Source organism: Natrialba swarupiae (assembly GCF_008245225.1).
Taxonomy (GTDB): Archaea; Halobacteriota; Halobacteria; order Halobacteriales; family Natrialbaceae; genus Natrarchaeobius; species Natrarchaeobius swarupiae.
On the sequence record NZ_VTAW01000002.1, the window covers coordinates 1 to 16,479 of the forward strand.

Here is a 16,479-nt window from a genome sequence, read left to right on the forward strand (position 1 = left end):
CTTGCAGGGTTGTGGCGCTGCTGGACACAGTTTCCACACCCTGCTGCCTTCGTTGAGAACGTTTCTATGACACGCTCGTAATAATGTACCGGCGAAACCGCAGATGGGCCCCGGGTGCAGCGGGACTGACTGACACCAGACCGTATCAGCGGTCGTTCCGGTCGGGCATCGTCGAGAACCGTTTGACCGCATTCATATCTGGCCGGTCCGACGGCGAGGGCGCGACCGTGGAGTGTCGATCCGCGCCGCCTCTCTGCCCGCCGCGCCCGTCATCCGAGCCGAGATCTGGCTCGAGGAAGCCGTCGTCTTCCTCCCCGCGTCCGTCCTCTTGGTCGTCGGCGTTTTCCTCGCCACCAGCGTCGGCGACCGCCTCCGAACCAGCCTCCTCGAGACGGTCGCGGAGCTGGTCGACCTCGTCTCCGAACGTCTCGAACGGCTCGCTCATTGCCGAACGAAGGCGATCGCCGAGATCGCCGTCCTCGGCCGACTCGGGGTCACGACCCGACCCCTCGTCCTCGCCGTCTACCACCTCGCTCTCGTCGGCTACCGTCTCGCCCTCGTCACCTGCCACCCCCGATTCGCCGAGCGTCTCTCGAAGAGCGCCGACGGTACCCTCGAGTTCGTCCGCGTCCGACTGCTCCGAGAGCCTCGAGAGACTGATCAGCCGGTCGAGTACCTCGACGTCGGTGGGATCGCCGTGAGCGATCGCCGCCGGGATCGACTCGGGCTCTGACCCATCGGGGAACCGATCCAACCCGACGGCCTCGAGTACCGCTGCAGGTTCGGCGGACGCGAGTATCTCGTCGGCGTCGGCGGCCACCTCGAGGAGCGACTCGACCGACTCGCCGTCGTCCGTGACGGCCGATCCGCCGGCCGCGTCGGCCCGTTCCAGTACGTCGTCCACCCGCTTCTCGAGATCGTGTGACATTGTCGTTGTGGTGTCTGCTCGGCTGGCATCGACACGGCACGTCAACTGATTTCAGTCCGCTTCCGCGTTCGACTCGCCGTCCGCGTCGGCCTCCGACTCTTTTTCCGAACCGGCCTCCGCGCCGTCGTCCTCCGCCGCCGTCGCAACCGTCTCGACGATTTCCTCGGTCATCTCCTCGCGGCTCAGGTTCGCCTTCACGTCGACGTCTTTGGCGATCGACTGGAGGTCCTGGTACGACAACACTCCGAGGAAATCCTCGAGCGTCTCCCGTCTGAGGTCCTCGAGATCCGCCGCGTCGTACTCGGGGTCGTCGGCTTCGTCCGCCTCGGACTCCGCTTCGTCCGCCCCGGACTCCGCTTCGTCCACAGCCGTTGGCTCCTCCTCGGTCTCTCCGTCGTCGGCTTCGCTCGCCTCGGCGTCTTCTTCCTCCTCCGTTTCGGCGTCGGTTTCGTCGTCCGACTCCTCGAGGACGCCCTCGAGCGGCGTCTCCTCGGCGACCGTTTCTCCCGCCGACTCGACGTCCTCGGCCACGTCCTCGCCGACGGACCGGACGGACTCGCCATCGATCGTCTCGCTGACGGCCTCTCCGATCGCCGACGTCACGTCCGACCGGATCTCTCCGAGGTCGCGATCTTCGTCCTCGAACCCGCTTGCAAGCGCCTCGTGAACGTTCCGGCCGACCGACTCGCCGAGTTCGCGACCCAGGCGTTCGCCGACCGTCCGCCCGACCGAAGCGCCGATCTCGCCGCCGTCGACCTCGTCCTCGAGCGAGCCATTGCCGAGTAGCTGGCCGACGTCTACCTGTTCGGTCATCTCCTCGACGACGAGTTCTCGCAGCTCCGAGCCCTCACCCATCGCGAACACCTCGACTGTCGCGGTCCTCGAAACGGGGTATACTCACGGTTACCCTTCCTCACTCTCTTCGTCGCTCCCGGATTCTTGCTCGTCGTCCGTTTCTGCTCCCGATTCGTCGGATTCGCCCTCGCTGTCTGCAGCTTCCGACTCGTCCTCGTCAGCCTCGGATTCTTCCTCATCGTCCACGGTCTCTGACTCGTCCGCGCTCTCGTCCTTTTCGTCTTCTGGCGTCTCCTCTTCGCCGTCCTCCGTCGTCTCTTCCTCGCCCTCGTCGGTTTCTTCCGCTTCGGATTCGTCCTCGAGTTCTCGCTCGTCGGCGTCCTCGGTGGTGCCGAGCAGTTCGTCCATCACGAGTTCGCCGATCGTACGCCCGAGGCGCTCGCCGATCAGTCGACCGACGGCGGCACCGATCAAGCCGCCGATGGTCTGGCCGAGCGGCGCGTCCTCGTCGACCTCGTCTTCCCACTGGGTGCCCTCGACGAGTTCGCCGACGTCGACGTTCTCCGTGATTCGTTCGTAGTCGATCCGTCCCGTCAACGAGTCGGACTCCTCGCCCGACTCCGATGTCGTATCTTGGCTCATGAGTGTGCCTCCGCTTGCTCCGCACTCGGCTCCGCTCCGCCGCTCGATTTCTCGGTCTCCGGCTCGAGGTACTCGATGAGTCCCCGAACGAGCTCGCGAACGACCGTCGCCACGAGTTCTTCGATCGGGAGACTCGGCACGAGCGCGGCGATTACCTCCGCGAGCTTGCTCGCCACCGAAGAGAACAGTCCGCGTACCCAGCCGGCGATCGACGAAAGTATGCCGCCGGACGATTCGTCGTCCCCTTCACCTCCGATATCGGGCGTCACGTCCTCGGGGACGAGTTCCTCCCCGCTGCCGAGGAGGCCGCCGACGAACTCCCGTGGCTTGTTCGCCAGTCCCGCGATCCAGCCAGTGATTCTGTTCAACGCGCCGGTGAGCCACGATTTTGGCTTCCCGAGTACCGATTTCACCTTCTCGAGCGCCGAGCTTGGAGCGTTCAACAGCCCGCTTACCGCGGACAACAGGTTCCCGAGCAGGTTACCCTCGCCCGGCCGGGCCGAGACGTCGAGCGTCACCGGATTGAGGTTCACCTCGAGTCCGAGCAGGTCGAGAAACAGCCCGTCGAGGTCGAGATGTAGGACGCCCGAGGCCTCGTCGCTCTCGTAGACGTCCTCGGCGTCGTCGGCGTGGCCCTCCTCGCGGTCCTCCGTAGTGGACTCCTCCTCGTCTTCCTCGTCGCCGGTTTCCGCCTCGTCTTCGTTCGCTTCGTCCTCCTCGTCGGCCGAGGTTTGACTCTTGCCCTCGCTTTCTTCTTCCTCCTCTTTCGATGCCTCTTCTTCCGCCTCGTCTTCGTCCGTTTCGTCCGTCGACTCTTCGTCCGCTTCGTCGCCGTCTTCGGCCTCCGTCTCGTCTTCTTGTTCTCCGCCCTCCGGTGCGCCCCCCTCGTCCGACTCCGCCTCCCTCTCGTCGTCGCCGTCGTCCTCCGCCTCGGGTTCTTGGCCGTCCGATTCCTCTTCGACCGCCTGGCCGCCGTCGGGGAGCACGCGACGAGCGCGGTCGCTCGCGTCCTCCGACCGATAACGGCGGTTCGACAGGAGCCGGTCCTCGAGGAGTTCCTCGTTCCCATCGTGTCCTGGTCCCGCTGTCATTATCCGAGACCAACCACCAGCGACAGCGTTGTCGTAATTGGCCTTGCGTGTGCGACTCGAAGCCGGAACGCGTTCCCGGACGGGTCCTACGAATCAAAACGAGTGACGGTCACCACCGGAACGAGCGGATAGCAGCCAGTGATACGGATTGCTGTAACGGTTTACCGGTGAAACCACAGACGGCTCGTGGTTTCACCGGTAACGATTTACAGCAGACCGTATGAGAGACGAACGAGTTGAGGCCACCGAGGAGCAAACGGGTTGCGGTCACTCGAAGGAAGCGAACGACGATTGCAGCGACCGGTTCGTCTCGCCGTCCTCGAGTTCGTAGCCGACCAGATCCCGCACGTCGACGGCGTAGGTCGTCCCGCCGCGCTCGAGGACGAGCAGTCGCCCCTTCACGCCGACGACGGTCCCCGACGCGATAGTCTCCCGGACTGGTCGACTCTCGAGGTCGAATCCGTAGTCGAACGCGAACCGATCGATCACGTCGAACTCCTCGAGGACGTCCTCCCACGCCGCCTCGTCGACCTCGCTCGCGAGCGACTCGACTTTCGGTCCGGTTCGTACCCGATCGACCAGCCAGTCGGCGATCTCGGCCTCGAGTTCGCGGGCGATGCGGCCGTTCGAGACGGTGTGGACGTGGGCCGCCCTGTCGGCGCCCTGCTCGCGGAGGCGGGTCTCGAGCCGGCGGAGCTTCGTCACGCCGACTTTGAACGTCTCGGGTGCGAACGCGGCGACGTAGACGGCGTGTTCCTCGTAGCAGTCCATCTCGTCTTTCAGGCAGGTTCCCGTACAGCGAGCGCAGACCCACGTACTGGTGTGGTACTCACAGTACGGGGCCGATGACCGGTCGCAGGCGACGTGGTCGCCGTCGTCGACGACGCCGGCACACCGCCGCGTCCCGAGCGAGTACGACAACGACTCCCCCGGCTCGAGGGGGTGACGGGTGAGTTCCCCGTCGTCGGCGATCACCAGCGCCGAACCGCGTCCGCTCGGCTCGTACCCGACCAGTTGCACGGTACCGGGTAGACCCCGATCACCGATATAGCGTTCGCCTCGCGGCGGGTCGGAACACCACGGTGGGTTGGCCACCCACCACGACTGCACCAATCACTTTACGCCCGGGCATCGAGTGTCGAGCCATGACGCTCGAGGGGACGCTCGAGGTGGCTGTCTCGAGGGACGAACGCGGCGAGCGGACGGTCGCGTTCGCGTTCACCGTCACGAACGCGGGGTCGGACCCGCTCGAGTTGCAGTTTCCGGACGCGGCGAACGCCGAGTTCGTCGTCCAGGACGAGGGACGCGAGGTCTGGCGATTCACCGAGGGCCGTGCGTTCGCACAGGTTCTTGGGTCAGAACGGTTGGGCGGCGGGGAGTCGACGACCTACGAGGGCGAGTGGGACGATCCGATCCCGGGAACGTACACCGCCGTCGCAGCGCTTCGGTCGAGAGAACACGACTGCAAAGGGCGAACCGAGTTCGACGTCCCGGAGTGAGCGACTGACGTCAGTCGCCACCCTCTCGTAGGTGTGGGCTGACTGGTTGTCGGCCGATCGCCCGCCGGTGTGCGATCGGCCGGGACAGACTCGTTGTAGTCCGTATCAGTCGTTATCCAATCCAAACAGGGTTCGTACGGTTCCGTTCGATTTTCGTGAGATTGGAACGAGAAGCACCATCACACGATCAACGAGGTATCGAGAAGAGTACGATATCGGAATTCAGGTCGTATGGACGAGAAACCATTTTCGGAGGTATAGGAGATATATTCGACTTCGTCAGAGAGTATAAATCGACGCTCTCCCAATGGCTCGACATGCAAGCGCTGGTCGTCGCGGCACACGGATCGCATCTGAATCCGGACGCCTCCGATCCGACCTACGCCCACGCGGACGCCATCCGCGAGACGGGCGCGTTCGACGAGGTCCGCGAGGCGTTCTGGAAGGAAGAACCGCACTTCCGCGAGGTGATTCGTACCCTCGAGTCCGAGGAGGTGTTCGTCGTTCCGCTCTTTATCAGCGAGGGATACTTCACCGAGCAGGTGATTCCACGAGAACTGCGCCTCGAGGGGTGGGACCCTGAGCAGTGGGATTCGGACGGGACCAGCGCCACGGAGGTCACCCTCTCGGTCGGCGACGCGAACAAGACCGTCCACTACTGTGGACCCGTCGGGACCCACGACGCGATGACGGACGTGATCGTCGGACGCGCCGAACGGGTCACCGAGGACCCGGACGTCGGAGAGGGGTTCGGCCTCGCGGTCGTCGGCCACGGCACCGAACGGAACGAAAACTCCGCGAAGGCGATCGAGTACCACACCGACCGCATCCGCGAGCGCGACCGCTTCGACGAGGTACAGGCGCTGTTCATGGACGAGGAGCCCGAGGTCGACGACGTCACCGACTTCTTCGAGAGCGAGGACGTCGTCGTCGTCCCGCTGTTCGTCGCCGACGGCTACCACACCCAGGAGGATATTCCCGAGGATATGGGCCTGACCGATGACTTCCGCCTGGGGTGGGACGTCCCGGCGGCGGTCGACGGCCACCGGATCTGGTACGCCGGCGCCGTCGGCACGGAGGACCTGATGGCCGACGTCGTCTTAGAGCGTGCGGCCGACGCCGGTGCGGAACTCGGCGACGCCATCGAGATCGTTCGAGCAGGAGCGGGCGGTTCGGTCACGGAACCCGCCGATGTGGACGGAACGGCCGGGACGACGAAAACGGGTGACTGATCGTGGCTGACGCGACCGATTCGTCGGATCCCGTCGACGCCCTGCTCGCGACGGTCGACGACGGCGACGTCGCGTTCGACGGGCTCCGCCTCGAGCCCGTAGCCGACGGCGATGACGGGCGGTTTGCCCTCGAGACGCCGACGCTCGATCGATCGACGTTCGGGCGGTCGGAGCTCCGAGACGTCCTCGAGACGGTCGAGGAGTACGTCACCAACTGGTACTACTGGCAGGGAGACGTCGGCGGTGAGGGAACCGCTCGACGGGCGTTCCTGCGGTGGTGTGAACGGGCACCCGTCGTCGGCGAGGCCGTGACCGCCCCTAGCGCGGAGACGACACTCGAGGCGAACCGAACAGCACGGGAGACGGCGAACGGGACAGCGCCGGAGACGACTGCCGAAGCCGATCAGTCACTCCAGGTACCACAGCGACAGGACGCGCTTCGTGACGGCATCGACCGGGAGTGGGGACAGCTCTGTATCACCGCCCGGTTCGTCGACGTCGACGAACCCGACGGAGTTCGCGTCTACGACCTCTGGCACGTCGACGACGCCGACAGCGACGTCGCGGACCTCGAGGTATACGACGACCCCCGGACCGCCCGCGAGATCGCGACGACGGACGAGGACGGCCGATACCGACCGCTGAAGACGGCACCGACGCTTCCGTCGGGCTGGGCGTTCACCGGTCTGTCGGGCGACGAACTCGTCGAAACGGTCGGCTCCGTCTATCCGGCGACGATCGCCAACTGGCACCGCGAACGACTGGGTGAACTCGACGTCGACCACTGGCTCGAGACCGCCGAGCGCCAGACCGGTATCTACGACGTCGTCGACGAACTGCCCCGCGACGCCGTCGAGTGGATGGCTGACGCCTGTTGTGTCGACTCACAGTGTCTCCGTCGTCGCGAGTGGGAGTACGAGGAGGGCGACGAACTCGACGTCGACGGCGGCGACGGCCCGTTCCCCTGCCGGGAGCCTTGCTCGCTCGTCGTCGCCGCCGCCCGCAAGTGGGCGATCCTCGAGTCGGAGACGGAACGGACGTACGAACTCGAGTTGACGACGAGCGAGTTCAACCAGCTCGGAGAGCTGATCGATGCGGTCGCCGAGGGGCGAACCGACGAGATCCGCGAGGCGGACCTGGGAGACGGCGCGAACCGATACCGGGCGCGGTACCTGCGCGCAAAGCGGTTCGACGACGACGGCCTCGAGGCGCGAAAACGCCCGGAGGAGTACTGACGAGAATCCGCTCGGGTGGTTAGTGTACGAGTAACCAGAGCGCGACGACCACGCCCCCTGCGACGATCCCGAGGCCGACCAGTGCGACGAGGCCGCCGATCGTGGCTGCCGTCATTGCCGCGATCGCGAGCGCGAGAACGCCGAGTACGAGCACGCCAGCGGTCGACGCTCCGTGCCCGAACGCCTCCGCGATTCGTTCGATAGTCGTCGGCTCCGGCGGAGACCGGTCGGGAGTTGCGAGTGAGTTATCGATCTCCACGTCGGCTGGACTGGGAACGATCGTCAGATCGATCTCGAGCGATTCGGACCCGTAACCGGTCAGAATCTCGAGTTCGCCGCTGATCGGGTCGTCGAGATGATCCGAGTCGACGGCGACCGGGACGACGGTAACGTCCTCCGGTTCGATGTAGTAGTTCGGCGCGTCGATCGATGCGGCTCGATCGAGATCGCCACCGAGTCGACAGTGGACGTGGGCAGGTCGTTCGTGACCACGCAGGACGACCGAGATCCGCCGATGCGTCTGGAGTGACTCGAGATCCGCCTCGAGCGTGTTCGCGCTCCCGCGGTTGACGTGGACGGTGATCTCGGTGTCGCGCACGGTCGATCTGGCCGATCAGGCCGGTGTCTCCTCGCGCATGTCCGGCGGCAACAGGTTCGGGATTCCGTCCTCGATCGGGTACTCCTCGCCGCACTCGGTGCAGACGAGCGTCCCCGAGACGACTTCCTCGCCGTCGTCAGCGTACTCTGCGTCCTCGAGTTCCAGTTCGCTTTTGTCGAGCGGGCAGCGGAGAATCTCCAGTAACGACTCCTTCATAGTACGTAGGCTGGCCGCATCCAGCAAAAGGTTTCGGGAACATCGATGACCGCTGCTCGTTCTCTCGATCGCGACCGTCACCTCGCGTCGTACTCGATGAATCGGACGTGTACCGTCATCTCGTACCCCGTTCGCTCGTCGATGCGATCGCTTAACGTCCCGGAGAGTTCCGGATTCGACGCTCCGATCGGCTGTTCGACGGTAATGACGACCGTATCGGGCCGCTCGAGGCCGGTCCCCTCCTTGAGGACCGTCGCCGGTTCGAACGGCACCCCCTCCTCGAGGAACAGTTCGACCTCGACGACCGAGACGTTCTGGTACGCCGGCTCCTCGAGGACGCTCTCCGTTTCGGCTTCGATCTCGCTTTCGAGGGTGGCGCGTTCGTACGACGCCCACGTGACGCCGATCAGAAACGTCGAGAGGAGGAGAATGGCGATCGTGAACGCGACGACGTTTCGCCGAACCTTCCAGCGTGCGGTCCTCGTCTCCGTCCAGACGTGCGGCCGATACCCCATGATCCACAGCGTGAACAGCCCGGTGACGTTGATCGCCAGGAGGTTGACGAAGACGAGGATGAGCGACCCGGTCGCGGCGTCGGGAATTCCCCACGCGACCGCGATTCCCGCCGCCGCAGCGGGCGGAATCAGTGCCGCGGCGATCATCACGCCGACGAGCGCACTCGAGATGCCGGTCGCGAGACTCAACACGCCGGCGATGCCCGCGCCGAAGGCGATAAACAGCGAGAGGAGATCGGGGAGGAGCCGCTCGCTGACTTCGTCGATCGCCACGACGTCGATCCCCGGCGGGACGAGCGCCATCGTTCTGGCGAGCCAAGCGAACGCCGTCGCGCCGACGATCGCGAGGACGACGCCGACCGCCTGGTACGTGATCCCCTTCCAGAACAGATGGTTCTCGTTGAGAACGGTCCCCACGCTGGCCGCGAGCGCTGGGCCGATCAGCGGCGCGATCACCATCGAACCGACGACGACGGCAGCCGAATCGAGCAAGAGCCCGGCCGTCGCGACGATCGCGCTGAGAACCGTCATCGTCACGTACACCGGCAGCGTCGGGATGAGGCTGTCCGAGTTGGCGTACAACTCGTGACGGGCGAGGCGTTCGTCGCTCAGTACATCGCCCGTATACTCCGATTTGAGCGCACCGAACGGTTTCGATATCACCGTCTCCGCGGTGACGACGACTGTGTGGTCATCTTCGCCGAGTCCCGCCGCCTGCAGGTCGTCCAGTACGGTCTCGACGGCATTCGCCGGCAGCGTAAACGAGACGACGGCGGCGTACTCACTCTCGTCGGTGGCGGGAACGACCGTGTAGTCGACCGATTTCGCGTCGAGCGTCGCCAGAATCGGTTCGCGCGTCTCGGCCCGTAGCGAAATCTCGACGTGGCGCATGCGGTACCCGTCACCGGACGGACGCATGAATGATCGCCAAGAGACACGAAGCGGTGACTCTCGTCGACCGATGAAAAATCTGAGTGGCGAAGCTATTCGGTCGGATTCTCGACGACGACCGTCTCCTCGCGTCCGGGACCGACGCCGACCGCGTAGATCGGCGCCTCGAGTTCGTCGCTGATGTACTCGAGGTAGGTGCGGGCGTTTTCGGGGATGGCGTCGTAGCCTTCCGCGGCGACCGCGCTCCAGTCGACTTCCTCCCAGCCGTCGAACGTGCGGAAGGTCGCCTCACAGCGACCCCACTCCTCGGTCGTCGGGGGCATCGCCTCGAGTTCCTCGCCGTCGAGTTCGTAGCTGTGGCCGACCTTGACCTCGTCTAAGCCGGCGAGCACGTCGATGTGGTTGACCGCAAGGCCAGTGAAGCCGTTGACGCGCGCGGAGTGGCGCAACATCGGCATGTCGAGCCAACCGACGCGGCGGGGGCGACCGGTGACGGTGCCGTACTCGCCGCCCTCCTCGCGGATGTAGGTTGCGAGTTCTTCGTTTTCGCCGTCGCCCTGCTCGTCGTAGCCCGGCGTGTCGCCTTCGACGCCGCCGAGTTCGGTCGGGAGCGGGCCGCTGCCAACGCGCGTCAGATAGGCCTTGACGATGCCGATGATTTCACCCTCGGCGATGACGTTCGGGCTCAGGCCTGTGCCGACTGCTGCGCCGCCCGCGGTCGGGTTCGAGGACGTCACGTATGGGTAGTTCCCGTGATCGATGTCGATGATCGTCCCCTGGGCACCCTCGAACATGACGGTCTGGCCGTCGGCCATCGCGTCCGTGAGGAAGGCGCTCGCGTTGACGGTCATGTCTTCGGCGGCGAGACGCTCGCCGAAGTCGTGGAACTCCTCGAAGAGCGCGTCGACGTCGAACGCGTCGGGATCCTCGAGGTCCTCGACGTCGACGCCGTAGACGTCCTCGACGAGCGCGCGCTTCTGGGGCACGACGTACTCGAGGCGCTCGCGCAGCACATCAGGATCGAGCAGGTCGCCGACGCGGACGCCGCGGCGGCCGGCCTTGTCCTCGTAGGTCGGGCCGATACCGCGTCCGGTGGTACCGACCTCTTGATCGTCCTCGCTCTTGACGTCCTCCTCGATGCCGTCCAGCACGCGGTGGAACGGCAGGATGACGTGGGCGCGCTCCGCGACGCGGACGTCGGGGGAGAGACCCTTCTCCTCGAGCGTCGAGATTTCGTCGAACAGCGTTCGTGGGTTGACGACGCAGCCGTTGCCGAGAACGCCAACTTTTCCCCGAACGGCACCCGAGGGCACGAGCGATAGCTTGTACTTCTCACCGTCGTGGACGACGGTGTGTCCGGCGTTGTCTCCGCCCTGATAGCGGGCGACGACATCAGCAGCGTCGCCATAAAGGTCGACGACGCCGCCCTTGCCTTCGTCGCCGAGTTGCGACCCGACGATTGTGACGGTCATAACAGCGACCGGTTCTTGCCGGGCCGATAAACAGATTACGGTCTTCGCGGCCAAACGCCGGTCGATCGTCACGCGGTCGGACCGACCGTCCCACCAACCACTGGCCCCCCGTGACCCAACCTCCGGGAACGGAAGTGTTAACTACTGTCACGAGAGAATGACACGTTAGGACTGGACCCGTCACTCTGTGAGAGTAACTTTTAAAAGGTCCAAAGACAAGTTAACAAATGCCATGATAGACCGACTTGAGAAGGAAGTCGATATGTTGGAACGACATCTGCAGGTCCTGAAGATGGTCATCGAAAACGAACCGATCGGGATCGTCAAGATGTCGAACGAAACGGGATACCCACATCACAAAGTCCGGTACTCGCTTCGCGTCCTCGAGGAGGAAAACCTGATCGAGCCCTCGAGCCAGGGGGCGATCAAGACCGAGCGCACCGCCGAGTTCGTCGACGAACTCGACGAGAAACTCGACGATATCGTCGACAAACTCGACGGAATGAAGATCGAAGACGTCGCCGAGATCGAAAGTTAATCTTCTCTCAGAGTTCGGGAACGTTCATGTGGAATCCTTCGGAACGTGATTCCACCAAACACAGGTGATACCCCTGTTTTCGCGAGAGGTTCACGTAGCTCTGTTTCGAGCCACGGCTGAGAAATCCGCTACTGGTCGCCTGCTCGGTCACCTCGAGTGCACCTGGGTCGAAGTAACTCGAGGTGACGGCCATCGCTGCGGCGAGATCCGGATAGTTGGCCTTGACCGCTGATGCGGCTTCTTCCATCTGGACCAGCATCTCTCGGGTCGCTGGCTCCCGAGAATCGTTCAGGCTCACGAGGATCAACGGGTTCCCCATCTTATCGAACGCGACGACGTCGAACGTGAGTTCGTCGGGAACGTTCTCCGTATCGTCGTCCTCGAGCGAGATCGTCGCGTCGAGTTCGGCCCGATCGATTCGCGGAAGAGCGTCGTAGAGATCCGTCAGCCCGTCTGCGTGACCCGTATCGCGAATCTCGTAGAGGAGGACGTGGGTGAGCCAGTCGACGAATCGGTACTCCATCGTCGACGTAAGAAACTCGTCGTAGGGGCGACCGTCGACGGCGGTATCGGCGGCGTCGAACTCCGTGTGGTGTTCGATCCGCAGGTTCGTGTTCACGTCGTCCCGGTTTGCACCGCTCCCGTGAGCCGACTCGAGGGTCGGATTGCTCTTCGAGTCGTACCGAACGAACAGGTTCGTCCGCGAGAGCGCCTCGCCTGGCGGCAACTGTGTCGACGCACTCGAAGCGTCGGTAGCGTCGTCTTGCTCTCTGGCCGCTTCGAGCGCCGCTTCGAGTTCACCGATTCGCGACCGAAGGCGCTCGACGGTCTCCGAGAGTTCCGAGTTCTTCGAGCGAAGTTCGTCGCGTTCGGATTCGAGCGTCGTCGCCTTCGATTCGAGTTCCTCGCGGCGGTTCTCCGCCGCCTCGAGACGCCGTTTGAGTTGTGTGACTGCTTGACTCGATTTCGCCTGTTCTGGGGTGTTCGAGGACCGTGCGTTCGATGGCTGTAATGCTTCCGTCGGCGACTCACTCGAGTTCGCTCGTGACTTACTCGAGGAGGACGTCGTCCGTGAGCCATCGGAGGACGACTCCGTGGTGTCGTTCGCTCGCGAACTACTCGGTTCGGCCGAACTCGAGGCGGCGTTCGAAGAGCGCGTCGAGCGTGGTTTCGTCCGCCCGGTCGACGAGTTTCGCGCCCGTCGATCCTCACCGGTTCGAGCGCCGTTCGACGGTGAGTTGCCCGACGTTGATGGTGATCTTTCGGCCGCTCCTTCGGCTGCCGTGTTCTCCGGATCGATCGACGGAATCCGTCGCGTCGACTGCCACTGTTGTTCTTCCTCGAACCGTTCTTCCAGAGGCTCGTCGGTCGGCTCCTCCTGGCCCTCCGGCCGACCGTCGTCCCGTGTGGCTGAGGAGTCCGATTCCTCGTCGCGGATCGTCACCGATCCGTCATCGACGTCATCTTCGGTCCAGGAGATGTCGTTTCGATCCAACTCCTCCGCGGCAGCCTCGACTTCGTCGGGGTCGAGTGCCGATTCGTCTTCGGAACTACTCACATCCGCTGTCTCCGAGGCCTTACTCGAGCGGGCGCGTTCTCCGGTAGCGGTCGGATCTGTGGGTTCGGTTGGCCCCGACTCTGGATCCGCTTGCTCCGAGTGGTCGACATCCAGATCTGGCGACGGATCCGGACTCGATTCACCCTCCGGCCGTACAGAGTCGGTATCCTGGCTCCCCTCAGCCGCCACGGAACCGCTGATCGTGTCGTCCTCGAGTGTTACCGACTCCGTTGGCGAATCGTCGGTGATCCCGGCTGACTCTTCCTCGGAGTCGGTTTCGATCGCTAACGAGCCGTCGTCTGCGGTGATGCCCTCGATTCCGGATCCGGTGTCCGAATCGGACGAACTGCTCTCCCTGTCGGACGGGTCGCTGTCGGAGATATCGATCGATCCGACCGACAGCGACTCGAGCGAGGAACTATCCTCGGTCGGAGACGAGGTTTCCGATGCCGACGATGCCGACGATGCCGACCCGTCGTGGTTCGTTTCGGGAACGTCGGTGACCTCGAGGTCGACGTTGATGACTTCGTAGATGCCGATCTCGTCGTTCGCCCGTTCGAACGCTTCGTCGCCGGTGATGAGTCGTTCGGCGTTTCCGATGTACGCGGCAGCCATCCGGCGACCGCCGTAGTAGACGGCGTAGTAGTCCCCGCTCAAGACGTTCTCGCTCAGTTCGATGTATCCGGTAAACGATCCGTCCTGAAGCGTGGCGTCGACGTCCTCGAGGGGTGTTTCGTTCGTGTAGTAGTTCGCACGTGTTTCGCCGCCGCGTTCGTCCATAGAGCAAAGCAACGGGAGCGAGGGGTGGGGTGCCTGATAGATCGTTCCGGAGGCGTTCTCGAAGTCGTCGATGTCGCCGTCGAAAACGCCGACGATTCGACCGTTGAGCATGAACAGCCAGGTCCCGGCTCCGGAGACCGCCCCCGAAAACCCGTCGTCAGCGAGATCAGAAAGGCCGTCGTAACCCCCACTAAACGAGCGAGAGTCCCATTGCTCGACGCGCTTTTTCGTGCGCGAGTGCATAGTTTAACAAGCGGGAAGCAGGACAAATACGTTTCGCCTAGATTTTCGACTCCGCATCTTCGGCGAGTTCTTTCATCCGCTTGCCGATTCGACCCGCACTCGAGAACTCGTCTTTGCTCATCGCCGACGCGAGCGCGTTTCCGAGGACGAAGACGGCGTGTTTGTGTTCACTCTTCGATTTGTGGACGTGGGAAGGGTCAACGTCCAGCTGGCGGTACGGTTCGAACAGTTCCTCGTCGACTTCCTCGCGGTCAGCGAAGTACTCCATGATGACGACGAGTTCTTCGTGTAACTCGAGAAGTTCGTCCTTGTGCATGGACGTGCGTACGAACGGTTTCGGCTTAAGGATTGTGTGCACCCGGCTCTCACTACCGGTTGGCAATCGACTCGAACGTACCCAGCAATCAGTTTCGGCAATCCGGGGAACTGGCGGGCGTTCTCGTCGGCAATCGGCCCCGATCAGTCGGCGGCAACCTGTGTCTCGCCGTCGCGTTGGCCGACCGGGAACCAGGCGAGTTCGTGGTCGGCCGTGACGCGAACCGCGACGCGCTCGTCGAGGTCGATCCGATCGGAGTGGTTGTGCATACACTCGATCGTCTCGCCGGAGTCGAGTTCGACGCGGTAGAGAACTGTCGGACCGAGGTATCTGCGGTAGACCACGCGGCCGTTGGCTTCCGCTGCGTTCGACGGATAGGCGGTAACGTCGTCCGGTCGAACGAGCAGATCGATATCCGTTCCGTCGTACTGGTGAGCGAGGCCGTTGACGTCGTCACGGAGCACGCGACCGAGGGCGGTATCGACGTGGTCGCCGTGGACTGAACCCGAGAGGAAACTTGCGTGTCCGAGAAACCCGGCGACGAACCGCGATTTGGGGTCTTGGAAGACGCGTTCGGGCGTATCGACCTGCTCGAGTGTACCGTCGTACATGACGGCGACGCGGTCGGAGATCGACAGCGCCTCCTCCTGGTCGTGCGTGACCGAAATTGCGGTGACGCCTGCCTCCTTGATGATTCGGCGAACCTCCTCGCGCATCTCGACGCGGAGATCGACGTCGAGGTTGGAAAACGGTTCGTCGAGCAACAGCATCTCGGGTTCGGGTGCGAGCGATCTGGCGAGCGCGATCCGCTGTTGTTGCCCGCCCGAGAGCTCTTCGGGATAATGTTCCCCGTGGCTCTCGAGACCGACCAACTCGAGCAGTTCCTCGACGCGTGCGTCGCGTTGCTCGTCAGTCCACTTCTGCAGGCCGAAAGCGACGTTCTCGCGTGCGGTGAGATGGGGGAAGAGCGCGAACTCCTGGAAGACGACGCCGACACCGCGTTCCTCGGGCGGAACGAACCGGCCCTCGCCCGCGACGGCGCTATCGTCCAACCGGATGTGACCCGCGCTGGGTCGCTCGAGACCGGCGATCAACCGGAGTGTCGTCGTCTTTCCACAGCCGGACGGACCAAGCAGCGTCAGAATTTCTCCGTCACGAACCGACAGGGAGAGACCTGAAATGACGTCTTCGGTTCCGAACTGTTTCGCGACGTTATCGAGTTCGAGAACGACGTCGCCAGACGTCGAATCGGATTCTCGAGCAGGGTCGTCCGTCGTCGTGAGTAGTTGTCCGTTCGCCATTGTCGAGCCCCCGGCGTCTGCCGGCGCACATTCGATTTAGGGGTGCCTAAAACACTTATAATTGCCGGTCCGTTCCCGGCGGCCGGGAGTGACAGTTTGACGCGGCGGTGAGACGTTACAACTCGACGCCCGACGGAATCAAGCTGTGCTGTCGGAGGAGGTTCCCTTCGTCGTCGTACACCAGGAACGTCCGTTTGTCGTAGGTAACGAAGTGGTCGCCCTCGAGGCTAATCTCCACGTCGTACCGTCCCTCGTCGTCGGAGGCGTCTTCGCCGTATCCGCGTGCGGCCCGAATAAATTGCAAGACGTCCTCGGCCTCCTCGTTGAGTTCGAGGATGAACTCCCCCGTGATCCGGTTCGTCACACTTACCACGCCCGACGCGTCCGCCTCCAACGGCTCCTGTAGTCGGAGGGCAACGTCGGTTTCGGCCGCCTCGAGCGCGTCGCCGTCGGGACCAGTAAGGCGCTCACGGAGCATCGTCGCCGGGCCGGTAAAGTCAATAGTTACCGAGGGTTTGCTCGGTTCGTCGCCGGTTTCGACCCAGTCGATATTGCTGACAGTTAACGTGAAATGCTCGCGCCTCATTCCGTACCAGTCGGTTAGCGCTCCCACCGTATGAACGTAACGC

Annotated in this window: 17 protein-coding genes; 4 read left to right on the forward strand and 13 right to left on the reverse strand. The window is 63.8% G+C overall.

Features of this window, described 5'->3' with window-relative positions; translation table 11 throughout:
• Positions 1-145: 145 nt before the first annotated feature.
• The 5 genes from FYC77_RS02075 to FYC77_RS02095 all read right to left on the reverse strand — a co-directional run bounded on the left by FYC77_RS02075 (position 146) and on the right by FYC77_RS02095 (position 4,476).
• Positions 146-928: a hypothetical protein gene (locus FYC77_RS02075; protein WP_149079848.1), complete on the reverse strand. Its 783-nt coding sequence runs from the start codon at positions 926-928 to the stop codon at positions 146-148.
• A 51-nt stretch (positions 929-979) separates the two neighbouring features.
• Positions 980-1,783 carry a hypothetical protein gene (locus FYC77_RS02080; RefSeq protein ID WP_149079849.1) on the reverse strand — a complete coding sequence of 268 codons (804 nt, stop codon included), beginning with the start codon at positions 1,781-1,783 and terminating at the stop codon, positions 980-982.
• A 48-nt stretch (positions 1,784-1,831) separates the two neighbouring features.
• Complete coding sequence (locus FYC77_RS02085; RefSeq protein ID WP_149079850.1) at positions 1,832-2,365, reverse strand: hypothetical protein; 534 nt, start codon at positions 2,363-2,365, stop codon at positions 1,832-1,834.
• Positions 2,362-3,456, reverse strand: coding sequence for a hypothetical protein (locus tag FYC77_RS02090; protein WP_149079851.1), 1,095 nt, complete (start codon positions 3,454-3,456; stop codon positions 2,362-2,364). The genes FYC77_RS02085 and FYC77_RS02090 overlap by 4 nt, the downstream gene beginning before the upstream one ends.
• Before the next feature lie 267 nt (positions 3,457-3,723).
• On the reverse strand, positions 3,724-4,476 hold the full coding sequence (locus tag FYC77_RS02095) for a DUF2797 domain-containing protein (protein ID WP_149079852.1): 753 nt from the start codon (positions 4,474-4,476) through the stop codon (positions 3,724-3,726).
• 125 nt (positions 4,477-4,601) lie between these two features.
• On the opposite strand from FYC77_RS02095, the gene FYC77_RS02100 reads away from it, so the two are divergent.
• The 3 genes from FYC77_RS02100 (at position 4,602) to FYC77_RS02110 (ending at position 7,422) form a co-directional block, all read left to right on the forward strand.
• Positions 4,602-4,955, forward strand: coding sequence for a BsuPI-related putative proteinase inhibitor (locus FYC77_RS02100; protein ID WP_149079853.1), 354 nt, complete (start codon positions 4,602-4,604; stop codon positions 4,953-4,955).
• A gap of 317 nt (positions 4,956-5,272) precedes the next feature.
• The gene (locus tag FYC77_RS02105; protein ID WP_149079854.1) at positions 5,273-6,187 is read left to right on the forward strand and encodes a CbiX/SirB N-terminal domain-containing protein; all 915 of its coding nucleotides are present in this window, start codon (positions 5,273-5,275) and stop codon (positions 6,185-6,187) included.
• A 2-nt stretch (positions 6,188-6,189) separates the two neighbouring features.
• The gene (locus FYC77_RS02110) at positions 6,190-7,422 is read left to right on the forward strand and encodes a DR2241 family protein (protein ID WP_149079855.1); all 1,233 of its coding nucleotides are present in this window, start codon (positions 6,190-6,192) and stop codon (positions 7,420-7,422) included.
• Between the two features lie 19 nt (positions 7,423-7,441).
• Here the strand turns inward: FYC77_RS02110 and FYC77_RS02115 are convergent, their stop codons facing one another.
• The 4 genes from FYC77_RS02115 to FYC77_RS02130 all read right to left on the reverse strand — a co-directional run bounded on the left by FYC77_RS02115 (position 7,442) and on the right by FYC77_RS02130 (position 11,114).
• Entirely contained in the window at positions 7,442-8,020 is a 579-nt protein-coding gene (locus FYC77_RS02115; protein ID WP_149079856.1) for a DUF7524 family protein, read from the reverse strand.
• A 15-nt stretch (positions 8,021-8,035) separates the two neighbouring features.
• Entirely contained in the window at positions 8,036-8,236 is a 201-nt protein-coding gene (locus FYC77_RS02120; protein ID WP_149079857.1) for a methytransferase partner Trm112, read from the reverse strand.
• A gap of 77 nt (positions 8,237-8,313) precedes the next feature.
• Entirely contained in the window at positions 8,314-9,642 is a 1,329-nt protein-coding gene (locus tag FYC77_RS02125) for a TIGR00341 family protein (RefSeq protein ID WP_149079858.1), read from the reverse strand.
• 92 nt (positions 9,643-9,734) lie between these two features.
• Positions 9,735-11,114, reverse strand: a complete 1,380-nt coding sequence (locus tag FYC77_RS02130) for an adenylosuccinate synthase (protein WP_149079859.1) — start codon at positions 11,112-11,114, stop codon at positions 9,735-9,737.
• Positions 11,115-11,346: 232 nt separating this feature from the next.
• On the opposite strand from FYC77_RS02130, the gene FYC77_RS02135 reads away from it, so the two are divergent.
• Entirely contained in the window at positions 11,347-11,652 is a 306-nt protein-coding gene (locus FYC77_RS02135; protein ID WP_149079860.1) for a hypothetical protein, read from the forward strand.
• Positions 11,653-11,659: 7 nt separating this feature from the next.
• Here the strand turns inward: FYC77_RS02135 and FYC77_RS02140 are convergent, their stop codons facing one another.
• The 4 genes from FYC77_RS02140 to FYC77_RS02155 form a co-directional block, all read right to left on the reverse strand.
• Positions 11,660-14,233 (reverse strand): DUF7527 domain-containing protein, encoded by a 2,574-nt coding sequence (locus FYC77_RS02140; protein ID WP_149079861.1) that lies wholly within the window; start codon positions 14,231-14,233, stop codon positions 11,660-11,662.
• Between the two features lie 37 nt (positions 14,234-14,270).
• Entirely contained in the window at positions 14,271-14,549 is a 279-nt protein-coding gene (locus tag FYC77_RS02145; protein ID WP_149079862.1) for a UPF0058 family protein, read from the reverse strand.
• A gap of 143 nt (positions 14,550-14,692) precedes the next feature.
• Complete coding sequence (locus tag FYC77_RS02150) at positions 14,693-15,850, reverse strand: ABC transporter ATP-binding protein (RefSeq protein WP_149079863.1); 1,158 nt, start codon at positions 15,848-15,850, stop codon at positions 14,693-14,695.
• Positions 15,851-15,965: 115 nt separating this feature from the next.
• Positions 15,966-16,436, reverse strand: coding sequence for a DUF5793 family protein (locus FYC77_RS02155; RefSeq protein ID WP_149079864.1), 471 nt, complete (start codon positions 16,434-16,436; stop codon positions 15,966-15,968).
• Positions 16,437-16,479 lie beyond the last annotated feature (43 nt).

Coding starts and splice junctions, on each gene's coding strand:
- FYC77_RS02120 (WP_149079857.1), bottom strand. CDS start 8,236: ATGAAGGAGTCGTTACTGGAGATTCTCCGCTGCCCGCTCGACAAAAGC.
- FYC77_RS02075 (WP_149079848.1), bottom strand. CDS start 928: ATGTCACACGATCTCGAGAAGCGGGTGGACGACGTACTGGAACGGGCC.
- FYC77_RS02155 (WP_149079864.1), bottom strand. CDS start 16,436: ATGAGGCGCGAGCATTTCACGTTAACTGTCAGCAATATCGACTGGGTC.
- FYC77_RS02090 (WP_149079851.1), bottom strand. CDS start 3,456: ATGACAGCGGGACCAGGACACGATGGGAACGAGGAACTCCTCGAGGAC.
- FYC77_RS02130 (WP_149079859.1), bottom strand. CDS start 11,114: ATGACCGTCACAATCGTCGGGTCGCAACTCGGCGACGAAGGCAAGGGC.
- FYC77_RS02105 (WP_149079854.1), top strand. CDS start 5,273: ATGCAAGCGCTGGTCGTCGCGGCACACGGATCGCATCTGAATCCGGAC.
- FYC77_RS02145 (WP_149079862.1), bottom strand. CDS start 14,549: ATGCACAAGGACGAACTTCTCGAGTTACACGAAGAACTCGTCGTCATC.
- FYC77_RS02135 (WP_149079860.1), top strand. CDS start 11,347: ATGATAGACCGACTTGAGAAGGAAGTCGATATGTTGGAACGACATCTG.
- FYC77_RS02100 (WP_149079853.1), top strand. CDS start 4,602: ATGACGCTCGAGGGGACGCTCGAGGTGGCTGTCTCGAGGGACGAACGC.
- FYC77_RS02140 (WP_149079861.1), bottom strand. CDS start 14,233: ATGCACTCGCGCACGAAAAAGCGCGTCGAGCAATGGGACTCTCGCTCG.
- FYC77_RS02125 (WP_149079858.1), bottom strand. CDS start 9,642: ATGCGCCACGTCGAGATTTCGCTACGGGCCGAGACGCGCGAACCGATT.
- FYC77_RS02150 (WP_149079863.1), bottom strand. CDS start 15,850: ATGGCGAACGGACAACTACTCACGACGACGGACGACCCTGCTCGAGAA.
- FYC77_RS02080 (WP_149079849.1), bottom strand. CDS start 1,783: ATGGGTGAGGGCTCGGAGCTGCGAGAACTCGTCGTCGAGGAGATGACC.
- FYC77_RS02085 (WP_149079850.1), bottom strand. CDS start 2,365: ATGAGCCAAGATACGACATCGGAGTCGGGCGAGGAGTCCGACTCGTTG.